This window comes from Pseudomonas sp. SWI36, from assembly GCF_002948105.1.
Taxonomy (GTDB): domain Bacteria; phylum Pseudomonadota; class Gammaproteobacteria; order Pseudomonadales; family Pseudomonadaceae; genus Aquipseudomonas; species Aquipseudomonas alloputida.
Genome location: NZ_CP026675.1, coordinates 4,687,188 through 4,701,842, shown reverse-complemented (window position 1 = coordinate 4,701,842; position 14,655 = coordinate 4,687,188). Strand labels below are relative to the sequence as shown.

The following is a 14,655-nucleotide window of genomic DNA, read 5'->3' as shown; positions in this document are numbered from 1 at the left end:
GACACCGTCAGGGCTATCCGAGCCCTTCTGCTTAGTAAAAATTAGAAAAGAGCACATTTGTACTCCTTCGCCATTTTGCTCATCTCGCGCCGCTAAATCGAGCGCCCGACGAAACCGATCACCCCGGACTCGGTTTGTCCGCCCTCCTCCAGCACCGGATCCGGGATGCTGAAACTTGGCGCACGGATGCACACCGCTGCCACCTGCCGAGCGTTTCCCATGAACGTCACCGCCTTCACCCGAAGCAAAGCGCCTAAACCCAGAACGGCTCGCCGTGGCCGAGCCTTCACCGCGGCAGCTCTGCTGGTCGCCGCCGAGCAGTGCCTGGCATTGACCACGCCTACCATCATCGCCTCCGTCGGGTCGCTGCAGTGCCTGGAGTACCGAGTCGTCGGAATCTGCTACTGGCTGCTATGCACACCCTTCGGCTGCACGGTGCGCACCTCACCGAAGATCCGTCACTTCATTCCCGAGTTGGTGATATCGAGCTATGCCGACACGGGCGCCAATCCCTGGAGCGAGATGTCCGCGCTGTCGATGCCGACGCCGGCGTCGCAAGGGGGTGGCAACCTGATCACGCCTTCGCCGCAGCGCGATAACCTGCCCAGGTTCAAGAATGTCGACGGCATTGGCCATCCCGGCGGGGCAGCCCTCACAGCTCTCGCGCATACATTCGGATATGCCTGCCCAAGCGGAGCCGTGCCGTTTGCGCCCTACTACCTCAGCACGCTCGACCCGTTGGCGTGGCGCCAGGCGATCCCCGAGTCCGTCTACCCACAGGCACTGGTCCCGGGGATGCGCGAGATCGGCAACCAGGCACTCGGAGACATGTGGGGCAGCGTGTATCCGCGCCACGGTTTTCTGGTGCAACCTGATGATTTCAAGGCGGCTGCCGTGATGGCCCAGCGCGCCAGCGACTTCATCACCCGCGTCGGCCAGCCGCACGTTTATCTTCCGCTGCAGCCGATACCGGCTCCCGGCTATTGGCCGCCGCAGCCGGTGATGGAGAACAACGTCGACAACCACCGCTGGCAGTTGCTGGTTCCGGTGATCCAGAACACCTGCGTCATCTTCCCCAGCCCAACGATCCAGAGCGCCGACGGCGCCTATGCCTGGTCGCTGTGGCGGCCCTACCGCTGCTGCCAGCGTATGGGTCAGACGTTTCTGTTCAGCATCGACTTTGATGGAGGCCAGTGATGAAAAACCTCGCGCTCGGGTTGGTGTGCTTCCTTGTGTCTGCCGCAGGCCATGCCGCAGAGAACGGCTACCACCTCGGTGACCAAGCCCAGGTCCTGGATGACCGCGTGATGTACACCATCGGCGGCGGCTCCGCGGCAGGAGCGCCCTCCTCGCTTTACCGTCCAAACGGCCTCGGCGTCGGCATGTCCTGGCGGGCCAACATGATGTGCGGAAACATGAACCTCTCGAACACCCTGCAGAACCAGCTCAATGGTACCACCCAGGGCTTCCAGCAGATCATGGGCAACGTCATCCAGAACGCCACACAAGCGGTGATGTCGCTGCCGGCGATGATCATCCAGCGCGCCAACCCTGGGCTGTATGAGCTGCTGAGTAATGGCGTGCTGCAGGGACGCATCGACTTCGATCGTTCCAAGCTCACCTGCCAAGCGATGGCGGCAAAAATGGCCGACAAGGTCGACCAGGCCGGATGGGGTGCGCTGGCCCAGAACCAGGAGATGCAGCACAACCTTGAGCAGTCCGGCGGCGATGCCGTAATGGCGGTAAAGGATACCGAGTCGAACAACGGCAACAACGGCGTCAGCTGGGTCGGTGGGCAGAAAGCCGGAGGTAACGGACAGCAACCCATCCGGGTGACTTCGGATGTGGTAAAGGCCGGCTACAACCTGCTGCACAACCGATCCGTCGAGGACACCTCGGCCGTCGGTTCGGGCTGCCAGAATGGCGCCATCTGCCAAGCCTGGTCGAGCCCCGAGGAGGCCTCGGAATGGGCGACACGGGTGCTCGGTGAAACCGAGGTGGAAACCTGCGATGACTGCGAGACGCTGCGTGTAACCGCCGGTACGGGCCTGTCGCCGCTGATCCAGGAAACCTACACGAAACACCTGGAAGGCCTGCAGCACATGGTCTCGGGTGCCGACCAGCCTACCCCAGAGAACCTCAGCAAGGTCTCCAGCCCCTTGTTGCAGGTCTCTCGCGGCGTCATCGAGGGGCTGCGCGATGACCCCGACCAGAACTTGCTGGCCCGGCGCCTGGCCAGTGAGACCGCGCTGTCCAGCGTGATCTACAAGGCGATGCTGCTACAGCGCACGCTGTTCGCCGGCAGCCACGAACCGAACGTGGCATCGGCGCAGCCCGCCACCACCGCCCTCAACAGCAACGTCGAAACCCTGGAACGGGAGATCCGCCTGCTGCAAACCGAGCTGCAGGTACGCCAGTCGCTGGCCACCAATACCGCCAGCCTGGTCCTTGATCGCCACGCCGGCGGCGCCGACGCCTCGCGCAGTATTGATCAGCGCGATCCGGAGCCGGACCGACTGCGTCGGGCTGACCAGGAAAGGAGCACGCCATGATGCCGATTTCTGTGAGGTCCATGATCGCCCAAGTGCTGCTGATCCTCGGCACCATGCTGATCATGTTGCTGATTGCCTGGATGGCACTACAACTGCCCGCTGCCCAACTGGATGGGCTCGCACCAACGCGGGCAACTGCCGCCTACTTCGCGTGGTGGCGCGCCCTGCTGTACACCCTGATATTCACCGGTTGGGCCGCAGCGTTGCGTATGCGAGCTACGCCTGTGGACCAGCAACGGCTAAAGCGTCTGGGGTTGATCGGCTTCAGTTCGATCATCCTGGTCGAGCTGTCTCGCGTGTGAGGTGCAGCCATGAACATGAGCACCAACAGCTACCTTGAGTACTACCTGTCGCTGCTGGCCTGGATCATCAACAACGGCATCTGGAACACCTTGGCGGACACCGGGCTGTTCGCCGCCCCTTTCGGTGCGATCATCCTCCAGGAATGGCTATCAGCTCGCCAACAGGGTGCCGACGAGGGCAATAAGGGCCTGCTGTCGATCCCTCGCGTAGAGAACCGGCTGTGGATGAGCTACGTGGTCATTCTGTTCGGCTGTATGCCGTTCTTCCCGTTGAGCCTTTCATCCGTGACTTTCGACGATGCCGCGAGCCAGCGCTGTGGGGTGTCCATGGCCAGGCCTGCCGACACGGCCTGGGGCACGACCTTCAATACCATCGGCGAGAAGTCAGCAAACGTGCCGGTGTGGTGGTTCCTCGTGCATGCCATGAGCAAAGGCATTACCGCCGCAGCGACCGCGTCGATTCCCTGCGCACCCGACATCCGGGCGATGCGCATGGAGATCGACAGCTCGCGGATCAACGACCAGGTACTGCTGCAGGAAGTCGCCGACTTCACCCGAGACTGCTACGGCTTTTCGCGCTCGCGGCTGTTCACCAATCGGCCCGAGCTGGACGAGTCGCAAAGCTACGATGCGTCCTGGATAGGCTCGACCTACCTGCTCAACACACCGGGCTACTACGATATTGATCGCTCGCGAATGCCCAGGGCCGATTGGCCGTACGACGAGACCCGAGACACCTCCCTGCCCAAACTCGACAGCGGCGCCGGCTACCCCACCTGCAAACAGTGGTGGAGCGACGGCACAATCGGACTGCGCGATCGCTTGGTGGCCGAGGTTGATCCATCGCTGCTCTCGCAGCTGCGGGGCTGGCTGACGGGGCACACTTCTACAGAAGTCGAAGACGCCACCTTACGCGAGCTGGTGAGTCCACGGCAGCAGTCTTTGAGCATGGCGCCTGGGCAAGTGTTCCAGGACTACGGCAGCAGCGCCCGTGGCGGTTCGCTGACGCAAGGGCTGAACAACCTGGCCACCAACACCGGCCTGGCCCTCGGCTCATTTAGTAATTTCCCGGCGATGAATGCGCTGCGCGCGGCATTGCCGATGGTCCAGGCCTTTCTGATCATGGGCACGATCATCAGTCTGCCGCTGGTGCTGCTGATCAGCACTTACCAGCTCAAGGCGCTCATGACGATCACGTTCGCACTGTTCACGCTGCACATGCTGACGTTCTGGTGGGAGCTCGCGCGCTGGATCGACTCGAGCATGCTGGAAACTCTGTACAACCAGGTATCGGTCACAGACCAGGCGCTGTTGTCATTGCCGACAGCAGGCCTCATGGACGGGACAGTTACCGCGCAGGTGATCGAGTACGTGATGGGTGCAATGTTCGTAGTGCTGCCGATGTTTTTCCTCGGCGTCATGAGTTGGGCGGGATACAACGTGGGCAGCGGTATGCAAACGCTCCTCACCCGGGGATCAGAAGGTGCTCAGGTACAAGCAGAAAAGGGATCTTCACAGATCATGTCCGGTGCCCGCAGACTCAAGTAACCAATCACCTGGGGGCCCCGTTATCGTCGTACATTTCTGGGAATCTAAGATGATGTCGAGGGTGGCTCATTTCATGGATCCGGGGCTCTCTCTCAGTACTGATTGGCAGCGCGGCAATGGTCCATAAAGCAAGCATCCCGAGCGCGAGAGATATCGCAACTGAAGCAACGACGAGCATCAGGATCAACTTAACTACCTGAAAGCCAATTTTGCGATATTTGAACGGCACGGCGGCCAAAACGCGGGAGTTCAAAACCGTGGATTCGAATCTGTTCACCACTCGACCAGCACCAACCGCAGCGCGAATAAGATGCTTGCCGATACCGGTGCTGCCAGAAGCCGAGGATGCTTGAGTCGACATTTGATTGCCTCCCTTACCTATAACCGCGCACGCGGTCCAGCCGCTACCGCTAATTTGGATCCAAGCTTTAGCTTACTCCTCTGTCGCTGAATTCCATGACCGTTGATCACTTAGACAACGCGGATTATCGCCGGTGGCGCTCAATGGATAGGGAACATTGCCTTCGCCGAAAAGCACCGTTGACGCAGTGCCGGTTCGCTTGGTAAATCAAGTGTGCAATCGCTGGTTTTCCAGCACCCCAGGTAGCCATAACCTTGGAGGCTACGTCACACATGTGATGGTTACCCCAAAATGCGATACGCGTTCGGCAGCTCGCATGGTCACCGTTCCCCGGTGATGAACGCTTTCTACTCCCCCGGGTTCACTGAACCTGCGTTTTCGTTGCACCCTACTCACATCCATTCCAGTGCTGGGAACTCTCCCACACGGGATGGCGTTCCTCCGCACCCTCTGGAGGATCTCATCATGCTGCGTTTCACAGGCACTGAACTTCACGCCGTGCTGGCCGAGGCCGGTATCAATGGTTGCAGATTGATACTGGTCAAGGACCACGGTGTTTACCTCATGTCCGAGATTGGCGAAAGCAAGCCGGATGGCGGTGGCCGCAAACGCGTGGCCTATGCCACTGGCTGCAACCCCAACGTCGACGACTTCGACACCTGGTGGAATCGCGCCCGCGATGAATTCGGCGGCGACGATTTTGCCGAGTACTTCGACATTGATGATCCTGTCCTCGCCAGCCTTCGCGGTACCGCAGGATCGCTGGTGGTGGAGGCCACGTCCACCCACCTGTACCTGGCCGCCGAGGTTGACCCCGCAGGCAAGTCTTGAACGCAGAAGCGAGCTCCACGCGTTCCCAGAGCGGCACCTTAACCGGCCTCTCTGGGCGCCTCTCGCATCCTTTTTCAGTCGGTTGAAGATCGCCGTTTGTCAGGAGTCCAAGGACGGAAGTCTTCGCTGGAACTCCCTGGATAGAGCCCTCCATATGAGGTGTAGATCGGAGATTGACCTCACGTCCAAGCGCGGTTTAATAGATGGACGCCCCCTGCTCAATGCCTTGTTCAGATTGAGCAAGTCCACGCACGAACCTCACATGAGGTGTCGCGGGATCAGCTACGCGGAGGTCCCAATGTCCAGGATGAAGCGCTTTTCCGATGCGGTGGTACTGAGCCCAGGTGTCTGGCAGCAGTTCATTGCACCTGCCACAGGCGAGGAACCGATTGGACAGTCAGCCATGCGCTTGGCAGACCTGCTCAACAGAGTACTGAACTCGGTACCGCGTACCTCACACTGCCCCATTGAGCTGCAACTCGACTACTCGCGGCGCAACGGCACTTCGGTATCTGCTCACTTGCCGCAGCTTCAACTGGCTCGCATCACGCCACACTGCGGCCCGGTTTTTCTGCTCATCAGGCTGCCCGGCGAAATCGTAGTCGATATCGCCGCCCTCTGACCCTGTCAACACCGCTACTGCCTCACTACCCCACCGGGAACCCTTCCCGGCTGGGCAGCGTTCCCCCTACACGCCCGGAGAACGCCATGTCCGATATCTACCTGGATGTCACCAACAAGATCGTCAGCGCCTTGAGCCAAGGCGTGATCCCCTGGATCAAACCCTGGACCACCACCGGTTCAAGTGCTGACTCCCCTTTTCCCATCAACGCCATCACCCGACGGCCCTACGCCGGCATCAACATTCCACTGCTGTGGGCCGAGGCGCGCCTGCGAGGTTTCACCCAGGATCGCTGGCTGACCTTCAACCAGGCACGCAAAGCTGGTGGCCATGTGCGCAAGGGCGAGCAATCCACCCTCGCGGTGCTGTACAAACCGATGAGCAAGGAGGCGCACGACGAAGACGGCCAGGTCGTTCGCGATGACCAGGGCAATATCAAAATGGTGCAGTTCGCCCTCTTGCGCACGCACTGCCTGTTCAACATCGAGCAGACCGAAGGCATGCCTGACGAGCAGCCAGTCCTTGATGAGCTCACCGAGCCGCCCGCCTTCATCGACCATGCCCCGGCCGAGCAGCTGCTGCTAGCCAGCGGCGCGCAGATCGAGCATTGCTATGGAGATAGCGCGTTCTATCAGCCGCTACGCGATCGCATCCAGCTGCCCACCAAGGCCCAGTTCGAAGACGTCGGCAGCTACTACGCGACGGCCCTGCATGAGCTGACTCACTGGTCGGGTCATCGATCGCGCCTGAACCGCGACGGCATCACCGGCGGGCACGCGTTCGGCTCCGCAGCCTATGCCTTCGAGGAGTTGGTCGCGGAAATGGGCGCAGCGTTTCTCTGCGCACTGACCGCCACCCAGGGAGAATTGCGCCACGAGGAGTACCTGGCCTCCTGGCTGAAGATCCTCAAGGAAGACAAGCGCGCGATCTTCCGCGCCAGTGGCCAAGCCCGTGAGGCCTCGGAATACCTATTGGCACTGCAGTCCGACCACGCCATAGAAGCGACTCAGCGACTCACGGCGTAATTTCCCTTAAATCGAGTAGGAGGCGGCTTCACAGCCGCCGTCCTCTCACACCACCGTGCGTACGGTTCCGTACACGGCGGTTCAGGTTATACGGCTAAGCCGGTTTATCGTATCCAGTATCGAGACCAGTCCGAACCTATCCCATAGCCTCTTCGGTAGCGCCTGATTCACATGAGATGCTCCCGAGTTCCACCACGGGCCTCGGCCATTAAAGGCCGATTTACAGGCACGTTCTTCGCTCAGGCCCAGGCGCATCAGGTTGCGCGCCCTCGTTGAGGGCCGTTTCCATTGACGCCAGATGACGCAGCGAAGTTTATGCCTGACCCAACCATCCAATTTCTCAAGTGGGCGTTTGCTCTGGCTGAGCTTGAAGTAGCCAGCCCAGCCTCGCAGGACAGGATTGATTCGCTCGATGACGGTCGCCACTTTGCGAGCCCTTACACTGCGCAGCAGTATTCTGAGTCGGTCGCGTATGCGCCCCAGGCTCATTGTTGCCACGCGCAGCCTTGGTTGCTGGTGCCTGCTCATCCCGTAACCCAAGTAGTCACACTTCCAAGCCCCTGCTACTTGGCTCTTCTTCCGGTTCACCGTCAGTTTCAAACGATGGCACAGGAAGCGCTCGATACTGGCCAACACCCGCTCGCCCGCCCGAGGACTGCGCACATAAATGTTCGCATCATCGGCGTAGCGCACGAAGCGATGACCCCGCCGTTCCAATTCGCGGTCGAGCTCATCCAGAAGGATATTCGACAGCAACGGCGAGAGTGGGCCGCCTTGCGGTGTCCCCTCTTGCCGTTGGCTGACGATACCGCCCGACATGGCCCCAGCTTCAAGGTAGCGGCGGATGAGCCTAAGCACTCGCTTGTCTTCGACGCGACGCTGCAAGCAGGCCATCAGGATGTCGTGGTTGACCCGATCAAAGAACTTTTCCAGATCAAGCTCCACGCACCAGCGATGCCCCGCCGCCACATGGGAGCGGGCCATTTCAACGGCTTGGTGAGCGCTTTTGCCCGGACGAAAACCGTAGCTGTAGTCCGAAAACAGCGGATCGAAGAGTAGCGTGAGTTGTTGCTGTAATGCTTGCTGGATCAGGCGATCCACGACGGTGGGGATTCCCAGTTGCCGTGTGCCGCCCTGCGGCTTGGGAATTTCAACCGCTCGCACTGCTTGGGGATGGTATTCACCGGCCAGCAACCTGGCCTTGAGGGTTGGCCAATACTGTTTCACGTAGCCCGCCAAGTCAGCGACCGTCATGCCATCGGCACCCGGAGCCCCCTTGTTGCTAACCACGCGTTGATACGCACGCCTGAGGTTGGCCGGTGCAAGCACCCGCTCCATCAGCGTGTCCGGCTCCGCGTTCGTCCACGTCGCTGACGCCGCCGGCACCTTTGCACTGTCAGGCATCACCCTCGGCTTCTGGCCGGGATTCGGAGTGACAGATTCCGTTGTAGGAAATTTCTGCATTACGGCTACCAACGAGACAGTGACGCCTACTAGCGGCATAACCTGTTCGGCCCTTGGTGGCGCGGTTATCCGCCACTTACTACGGCTTCGGCTGACTTCTGCACGTTCATCCCGTCGCCTCTCGACGCTCGGTAGCACATCGGCAAACGTGCAGATCTCCCAGGGTAATTCGCGCGACCTTCCTGCTTATGCCTGTCGGATTTACGTCACAGCGCCCCGTGCAAGTATTGGGCTTTGACGATTTGGGCCGCCTCACCCCGCTGTGCCGCCTCTATCCGCTTCCTGTTCGTCAGGCCAGCAGTTTGCCTCGGGCTTCCTTCAGATTCGCGGTCACCCACGACACCCTTGCCTCCGGCTAACACTTCCCCTTGCCGGGTGTGTAGAGGACTTTCACCTCCAAGTCACCCGCTTTGGCCACCACAACCAAGCGGGTTGCGCTACGCGCAACGCGCCATGCCTGGCGCACCCAGCAAAAAGGCCCCGATTTGGGGCCTTTGTTTTGCCTGCAGCGCCGTGGATCGGCCGCTGCAAATGCGCAGTCGATTACTGCAGCCAGCTCTCAACGGTATCCGAGCCGTGTTCCTGCTTCCACTGCTTGAGGATCTTGTGATTGCCACCCTTGGTTTCCACGACCTCGCCACTGTGCGGGTTCTTGTAGCGCTTAACTTCACGCGGCTTGCGCTGAGCTCCGCTCGACACGCTTGCGGCACCCACGCTCACGCCCTTGGACGGGTCCAGAATGGTGATCACCTGGCGCAGGCTCATGCCGTACTCTTCCAGCAAGGCTTTCAGCTTCTGTTCAAACTCGATCTCCTGCTTCAGGCCGGAATCGTTTTTCATCGCATCCAGCTGTTGAAGTTGCGCGGCCAGCTGCGCTTCCAGTGCTTTGAATTCAGCAAGTTTGGACATGAGAGATCTTTCCTAGGTATGAGACATGTGAATGCATAATAACTGAGACACACTCAATATCCGAGTATTAATTCCCAATCTAAGAGTCATTTAATGCGCATTAATTGCAAAACTCTGTGACAGATCAGTCAGCCAAGTTCTGACAGAGATGCGCCACCACTTCGCGAGGCGCCCCGCTGCTGCCAATCTTGAACAAGATGTCGCGCTGGCTGCGCGGCAACTTTTTCGCACAGCGCTTGGCGGCAGACCGAATGGCAGCATCTGTGCCATGAATTCGGTCCGCCAGCAACACGATCAATACAGCATCACTCAGCGTCATCAGCGCCCCAGCTCAGAAAAATGATGCCGGTCAGTCTACCCCCACTCGAAAGGGTCGGCTATGCCGATCGACCGGCTAATCCGATGCGCCACACTTCGGATTATCGCACTCGCGAAAAAGGCAAAGGCGGTAAAGGGTAATGGTGTCAATGGAAGGGGGCGCAAGGGTAAGAGACTTATCCGAAAAGGCAAAAGGACCTTTTGAACGCAAGGCAGGTACTGCGATGAGATGCTGGTGGTTCAAACCGCAAAAAGGCCTTCCCGAAGAAACCACCCCCGCCGTCGTGGGCTTTCATCAACCTCTAACGGCGGAATCACTGCTTGCTGCCAGCCACCGGAAAAGGCTACTCGAGCGCATCTGGCAATACACGGCCCTCTCCCCGCTACAGTTCGAACAACTCTACCTCGAACCGATTCATCGCTACGCCACCTATGTACAGCAACTACCGGCCAGTGAGAGCCATCACCATGCCTATCCAGGTGGCATGCTCGACCACGGTTTGGAACTGGTGGCGTGCAGCCTGAAGTTACGCCAGTCCTACTTACTCCCCAGTGGTGCCGCACCGGAAGACCAAGCTGCGCAGGCTGATGCCTGGAGCGCCGCCATTGCCTACGGCGCCCTGCTGCATGACGTTGGTAAAATTGCCGTCGATGTCCAGGTGGAGTACCAGAATGGTGAACGCTGGCACCCCTGGCACGGCCCCATGAACCAGCCTTACCGCTTCCGTTACAATACCGACCGGGACTACCAGCTACACGGTGCCGCCGCCGGGCTGCTGTATACGCAGATCTTGACGCCCGCGCTACTTGACTGGCTCAGCAGTTACCCTGAACTGTGGAAACAATTGCTCTCCTTGCTGGCCGACCACTACGAGCACGCCGGCACCCTCGGAGAGCTGGTCCTGCAAGCCGACCGGGTATCCACGGCACAGAACATCGGCGCCAACCCCACCAAAGCACTGCAGGCACCTAAACATTCGCTGCAGCATCACCTGCTGATGGGGCTACGCCACCTGGTCAAAAACGAGTTCAAGCTCAACCAGCCTGGGGCTGCCGGCTGGCTCACCGCGGATCATCTGTGGCTGGTCAGCAAAACCGCGACCGACAAACTGCGTGCCTACCTGCTGGCTCAATCGGTGGACGGTATTCCCTCCTCCAATATCGCCTTGTTCGATGAGCTGCAATCACATGGATTGGTGGATGCGACAGGTGAAGGGAAAGCGGTGTGGAGCGCCGCAGTCACAGACGGGGACTGGCAGTATCGTTTTACCTTTCTTCGCCTGCGGCCGGGCCTGATTTGGGCCGATGAGCCCCGGCCAGACTGCTTCAGCGGCAAGGTTGAGCCGTTAATCGACGGTTCCCTAACGACCGGTGAAACAAACGAACTATCTCCGGATCGGCATCCAGCGGCACCAAAAGTTAATCAACCCGTTGCCGTGCTGCGAGATCAGAAATTCGACTACCTCGACGATCTAATAGAAATGTTGCAAGTACCGGGCGAACACGAGAGTGGATCAGGCGCTGAAAAGACGCGATCCGCCACTGCTCCACCAGAGAATGCGGTGGGGCTGGCCTTTCTTGAGTGGCTGCGCCAAGGGGTTCACAGTCATCGCTTAGTGATCAACGACAGCAGGGCCAAGATTCACACAGTCAACGACACATTTTTTCTGGTTTCGCCAGGTATTTTCCAACGATATGCGGCCGAGCATCCAGAATTGGTCGGTAGAGATACCGAGAGTGATATCTGGCGCTGGGTCCAACGCCAGTTTGAGAAGTTGGAAGTTCATAAAAGACAGCCGAACGGCCAAAACATCTGGACCTGTGTGGTAAAAGGTCGACGCAAATCCGGATCACTCAATGGCTATCTGCTTCAGAACGGCATAAGCATTGCAAGTGCAATCCCAAATAATAATCCGCACTTGATATTATCGTCAGCCTAAAAAATAACACGCCAATTAAAAACAACACCTCAAAAACCAAACTCAGCATCGCAGAAGTGAGTGACAAATCACGAGAAAAACTAATCATGCATTTCCAAATGCACCAAGCGCGCGCCACATACGCCCAACCACAAACCAAACCACAATCGTTGCAAAAATCAGCAGACGTACGAGCCGTTACTATTACCTAACAACACATCCCTACCAACGGTGCACCTTATCCACGACTTGGCTCGCAAGATGGGCAGCGTAAACTTTTCGACAACGAGACCGACTTACTTATTGCCTCCTGATTGAAAGCACACTATATTAATAGCCGGTTACCACACCCAAGCACTGGCGATGGGGTGGCCGACTTGAGCCCAGTTAGTTTTCGCTCAAGACCAAAAGAAAAATTAGCCAACACTTGGGATATCATGGAAAAATTCATTTTTGAGGCGCTTTCAATAGAAAGGATGATCGCGCATACAATCTTCGCCAGAACCAAAGATGGCGTACTCGTTCCTCCACAGCTTTCCGAAGAGCTGATCCAGCTAGACGTCGACTCCAAAGATCTTCTTCAAGTACGAATCACTGATGCATTAGGCAGCAACTCTCACGGAATTGAGATAAATGCTGATAAAATTGATTCTTCGTCGTTCATGCAAAAATCGGCTGAAGCAATTCGAGCGAACGAAGCAAGATTTGTAGAGATTTCAAAAGTCATCGCAGCCGACCTCGCAGAGGCACAGACAAATCCCAAATGGCCCGGCGGCGTATTAATTGTGCTCACTGGTAAAGTCGGAAAGCACCAACACCCATTCCTCGCAGCAATCAAAGCAGAAACGGACAAGGGCTTCAATATTGTTGAAAAAAATGGATCAGTGAGCCTCACACTAATTAAAAAGATGCTACTTTCACAGACTCAGCGCCTCTATAAAATTGGTGTCAGCGTAGAAGTATCCTACGAACCTCCAATTGGGAGCCTGTACAAACTAGATAACTATAAGTTTTTCCTTTTTGACCATTTACTTACCAGCACAGAAACAAAAGCAGCTGCTGCTTATTTTTACAACGCGTTCCTAGGCATGAATATTTTGAAATCATCAAAATATCAGACCCGGAAGTTCTATGAAGAAACCAAGACCTATATCAACACACTACCCTTACCACAGCCAGAAAGAGTTGAGTTGATTGAGGCCTTGCGATCTGAGCTCAGAAGCAATAAGGGCACAATGTCTGTTTCTACATTCGCTGCAGAGCATATGCCAGTCGAGATAAAACCCGAGTATATCGCGGTGATGACTGCCAAAGGCCTTCCAGAAACAGCCATGGTCAAAGATCTTGCCTACATCAAGTCCAAGCTGCGGCGGCCTCGTCGTGTCGATTTTAGTACAGGAGTAAAAATCCAAGTACCCGCAGATTTAGATTTCCGAGATCATGTTCAAACACTGGGCCAAGAGAACGGCTACACTAACGTCAGAATTAAGGGCGCCGTGGAGAGCCAAGAGTAATGAAAATTGAGCAGTTTAAAGAACATCTTTCAGCTGCTCAACCCGGCCTCAAAGCTTGGGGAGAGCTCGTTAAAAAAAGTATAAAACGAATCTCAAAAGATCATGACATAAAGTTACAAATATTATCACTACGAGTGAAGGATATAGATTCCGCAATAGGGAAACTTGCGCGAAAGTCTTATACCAACCCGCTACAAGAAATGACCGACCTAGTCGGAGTCCGAGCAGTCTGCTTATTATCAGCCGATGTAGAAATACTCTGCCAGGCAATAACCGCAACATCCGGATGGGAAATTCAAAAATCAAGAGACACTTCAAAAGAATATGAAGAGGCGCCAGACAAATTTGGATATCAATCACATCACTTTGAGATTCGTCCAAAAACAGACTTAGAGCTGGGAGGATCTAAAATATCTAAAACAACTTGCTGCGAATTGCAAATCCGAACACTGATGCAGCATGCCTATGCAGAAGTTGTTCATGATAGTATTTATAAAAGCTCTTGGAAAGCCCCTACTCGTGCGGTAAGATTTGTTTCAAGCAGCGCAGCATTGATTGAAACGGCGGACCACTTATTCTGTGAAACCATGAACATACTTGAGTCAGAATCTAAAATCCGAGGTAGCCTTCTCGAAGAGCTAACGGATATTTACGACTCAACAATAACCACTTCAAAATTTAAGGATCAAAAGTTCAATATGTTGGTCCTTGATAATTTATCCGACGTCATCAACGAGGACACACTGGATAATGTCCGCCATTTGCTAGGTGATAGAGCATACATAACAGAAAGGATAAAATCTCGCTTAGACTCTAATATTTTTTGGTCTCAGCCGGTATCAATTCTCGCCTACCTCTTGGCCGTCGAGCAGCCTTTAGCACTCAAAGAACTTTGGCCATATGCTGAATCCGAAGAATCTCTCGAGATAATTTATAGCGATCTAGGCAAAAAGTACCACAACTAGGGATTTTGCAGATCAGGCCTAAAATGACAACACCACCCACAAAGCAGTCATGTTTCGACTTCTAAGCAATCAGAAATACATCATTTAACACCACAACCCTAAAATAATGATTCAATACACTTCACATAACAAGACGCCACCCAAAGGTTCAAGCCTTGCACTCAATTTAACTCAAGACTTGTCCACAAGCACAGATGCGAGGGAGGCGTGAGAAAAGCCGAAGACCTTAATGCTGCATGAACAAAAGGGACCAGCCTAACTTAACGCAAGCATCAATAGCATATACTGCACGCCCCACTTAGCTCTAATTATTAGCCCGAACGCA

General features: G+C 56.4%; 15 protein-coding genes. 10 read left to right on the top strand and 5 right to left on the bottom strand.

The window, feature by feature from the left end; all coding sequences use genetic code 11:
• Window positions 1–92: 92 nt before the first annotated feature.
• Window positions 93–221 (bottom strand): hypothetical protein, encoded by a 129-nt coding sequence (locus tag C4Q27_RS29850; protein WP_256127447.1) that lies wholly within the window; start codon window positions 219–221, stop codon window positions 93–95.
• On the opposite strand from C4Q27_RS29850, the gene C4Q27_RS22480 reads away from it, so the two are divergent.
• The 4 genes from C4Q27_RS22480 to C4Q27_RS22465 are packed head-to-tail and all read left to right on the top strand — an operon-like array spanning window position 220 to window position 4,402.
• The gene (locus tag C4Q27_RS22480; RefSeq protein WP_103469193.1) at window positions 220–1,197 is read left to right on the top strand and encodes a TIGR03756 family integrating conjugative element protein; all 978 of its coding nucleotides are present in this window, start codon (window positions 220–222) and stop codon (window positions 1,195–1,197) included. The genes C4Q27_RS29850 and C4Q27_RS22480 overlap by 2 nt on opposite strands.
• Entirely contained in the window at window positions 1,197–2,552 is a 1,356-nt protein-coding gene (locus tag C4Q27_RS22475; RefSeq protein ID WP_103469194.1) for an integrating conjugative element protein, read from the top strand. Before C4Q27_RS22480 ends, C4Q27_RS22475 begins: the two co-directional genes overlap by 1 nt.
• Window positions 2,549–2,854 (top strand): hypothetical protein, encoded by a 306-nt coding sequence (locus C4Q27_RS22470; protein ID WP_103469195.1) that lies wholly within the window; start codon window positions 2,549–2,551, stop codon window positions 2,852–2,854. The genes C4Q27_RS22475 and C4Q27_RS22470 overlap by 4 nt, the downstream gene beginning before the upstream one ends.
• 9 nt (window positions 2,855–2,863) lie before the next feature.
• Entirely contained in the window at window positions 2,864–4,402 is a 1,539-nt protein-coding gene (locus tag C4Q27_RS22465) for a conjugal transfer protein TraG N-terminal domain-containing protein (protein ID WP_103469196.1), read from the top strand.
• Between the two features lie 4 nt (window positions 4,403–4,406).
• Here the strand turns inward: C4Q27_RS22465 and C4Q27_RS22460 are convergent, their stop codons facing one another.
• Window positions 4,407–4,763 carry a GNAT family N-acetyltransferase gene (locus C4Q27_RS22460; protein WP_103469197.1) on the bottom strand — a complete coding sequence of 119 codons (357 nt, stop codon included), beginning with the start codon at window positions 4,761–4,763 and terminating at the stop codon, window positions 4,407–4,409.
• Between the two features lie 465 nt (window positions 4,764–5,228).
• Here C4Q27_RS22460 and C4Q27_RS22455 point away from each other — a divergent pair, with 465 nt between their 5' ends.
• The 3 genes from C4Q27_RS22455 to C4Q27_RS22445 all read left to right on the top strand — a co-directional run bounded on the left by C4Q27_RS22455 (window position 5,229) and on the right by C4Q27_RS22445 (window position 7,241).
• A complete protein-coding gene (locus C4Q27_RS22455; RefSeq protein WP_019099029.1) occupies window positions 5,229–5,594 on the top strand; it encodes a DUF3085 domain-containing protein in 366 nt (121 codons plus the stop codon).
• Between the two features lie 298 nt (window positions 5,595–5,892).
• Complete coding sequence (locus C4Q27_RS22450; protein ID WP_232099723.1) at window positions 5,893–6,216, top strand: hypothetical protein; 324 nt, start codon at window positions 5,893–5,895, stop codon at window positions 6,214–6,216.
• 86 nt (window positions 6,217–6,302) lie between these two features.
• Entirely contained in the window at window positions 6,303–7,241 is a 939-nt protein-coding gene (locus tag C4Q27_RS22445) for an ArdC family protein (protein WP_103469198.1), read from the top strand.
• 81 nt (window positions 7,242–7,322) lie between these two features.
• Here C4Q27_RS22445 and ltrA read toward each other — a convergent pair whose 3' ends face one another.
• From ltrA to C4Q27_RS22430, 3 genes are all read right to left on the bottom strand, one after another.
• Complete coding sequence (gene ltrA / locus C4Q27_RS22440) at window positions 7,323–8,744, bottom strand: group II intron reverse transcriptase/maturase (RefSeq protein ID WP_104887394.1); 1,422 nt, start codon at window positions 8,742–8,744, stop codon at window positions 7,323–7,325.
• Window positions 8,745–9,248: 504 nt separating this feature from the next.
• Window positions 9,249–9,614: a histone-like nucleoid-structuring protein, MvaT/MvaU family gene (locus C4Q27_RS22435; protein ID WP_103469199.1), complete on the bottom strand. Its 366-nt coding sequence runs from the start codon at window positions 9,612–9,614 to the stop codon at window positions 9,249–9,251.
• 124 nt (window positions 9,615–9,738) lie between these two features.
• Entirely contained in the window at window positions 9,739–9,933 is a 195-nt protein-coding gene (locus tag C4Q27_RS22430) for a hypothetical protein (protein ID WP_103469200.1), read from the bottom strand.
• 223 nt (window positions 9,934–10,156) lie between these two features.
• On the opposite strand from C4Q27_RS22430, the gene mobH reads away from it, so the two are divergent.
• The 3 genes from mobH to C4Q27_RS22415 all read left to right on the top strand — a co-directional run bounded on the left by mobH (window position 10,157) and on the right by C4Q27_RS22415 (window position 14,330).
• A complete protein-coding gene (gene mobH, locus C4Q27_RS22425) occupies window positions 10,157–11,872 on the top strand; it encodes a MobH family relaxase (RefSeq protein ID WP_103469201.1) in 1,716 nt (571 codons plus the stop codon).
• A 347-nt stretch (window positions 11,873–12,219) separates the two neighbouring features.
• Window positions 12,220–13,365 carry a nucleoid-associated protein gene (locus tag C4Q27_RS22420; protein ID WP_146050474.1) on the top strand — a complete coding sequence of 382 codons (1,146 nt, stop codon included), beginning with the start codon at window positions 12,220–12,222 and terminating at the stop codon, window positions 13,363–13,365.
• Window positions 13,365–14,330 carry a GTP pyrophosphokinase family protein gene (locus tag C4Q27_RS22415; protein WP_103469203.1) on the top strand — a complete coding sequence of 322 codons (966 nt, stop codon included), beginning with the start codon at window positions 13,365–13,367 and terminating at the stop codon, window positions 14,328–14,330. The genes C4Q27_RS22420 and C4Q27_RS22415 overlap by 1 nt, the downstream gene beginning before the upstream one ends.
• Window positions 14,331–14,655 lie beyond the last annotated feature (325 nt).

What these genes read in the sequence shown, in the direction of transcription:
- C4Q27_RS22480 (WP_103469193.1), top strand. Translation starts at nt 220, where the DNA reads ATGAACGTCACCGCCTTCACCCGAAGCAAAGCGCCTAAACCCAGAACG.
- C4Q27_RS29850 (WP_256127447.1), bottom strand. Translation starts at nt 221, where the DNA reads ATGGGAAACGCTCGGCAGGTGGCAGCGGTGTGCATCCGTGCGCCAAGT.
- C4Q27_RS22475 (WP_103469194.1), top strand. Translation starts at nt 1,197, where the DNA reads ATGAAAAACCTCGCGCTCGGGTTGGTGTGCTTCCTTGTGTCTGCCGCA.
- C4Q27_RS22470 (WP_103469195.1), top strand. Translation starts at nt 2,549, where the DNA reads ATGATGCCGATTTCTGTGAGGTCCATGATCGCCCAAGTGCTGCTGATC.
- C4Q27_RS22465 (WP_103469196.1), top strand. Translation starts at nt 2,864, where the DNA reads ATGAACATGAGCACCAACAGCTACCTTGAGTACTACCTGTCGCTGCTG.
- C4Q27_RS22460 (WP_103469197.1), bottom strand. Translation starts at nt 4,763, where the DNA reads ATGTCGACTCAAGCATCCTCGGCTTCTGGCAGCACCGGTATCGGCAAG.
- C4Q27_RS22455 (WP_019099029.1), top strand. Translation starts at nt 5,229, where the DNA reads ATGCTGCGTTTCACAGGCACTGAACTTCACGCCGTGCTGGCCGAGGCC.
- C4Q27_RS22450 (WP_232099723.1), top strand. Translation starts at nt 5,893, where the DNA reads ATGTCCAGGATGAAGCGCTTTTCCGATGCGGTGGTACTGAGCCCAGGT.
- C4Q27_RS22445 (WP_103469198.1), top strand. Translation starts at nt 6,303, where the DNA reads ATGTCCGATATCTACCTGGATGTCACCAACAAGATCGTCAGCGCCTTG.
- ltrA (WP_104887394.1), bottom strand. Translation starts at nt 8,744, where the DNA reads ATGCCGCTAGTAGGCGTCACTGTCTCGTTGGTAGCCGTAATGCAGAAA.
- C4Q27_RS22435 (WP_103469199.1), bottom strand. Translation starts at nt 9,614, where the DNA reads ATGTCCAAACTTGCTGAATTCAAAGCACTGGAAGCGCAGCTGGCCGCG.
- C4Q27_RS22430 (WP_103469200.1), bottom strand. Translation starts at nt 9,933, where the DNA reads ATGACGCTGAGTGATGCTGTATTGATCGTGTTGCTGGCGGACCGAATT.
- mobH (WP_103469201.1), top strand. Translation starts at nt 10,157, where the DNA reads ATGAGATGCTGGTGGTTCAAACCGCAAAAAGGCCTTCCCGAAGAAACC.
- C4Q27_RS22415 (WP_103469203.1), top strand. Translation starts at nt 13,365, where the DNA reads ATGAAAATTGAGCAGTTTAAAGAACATCTTTCAGCTGCTCAACCCGGC.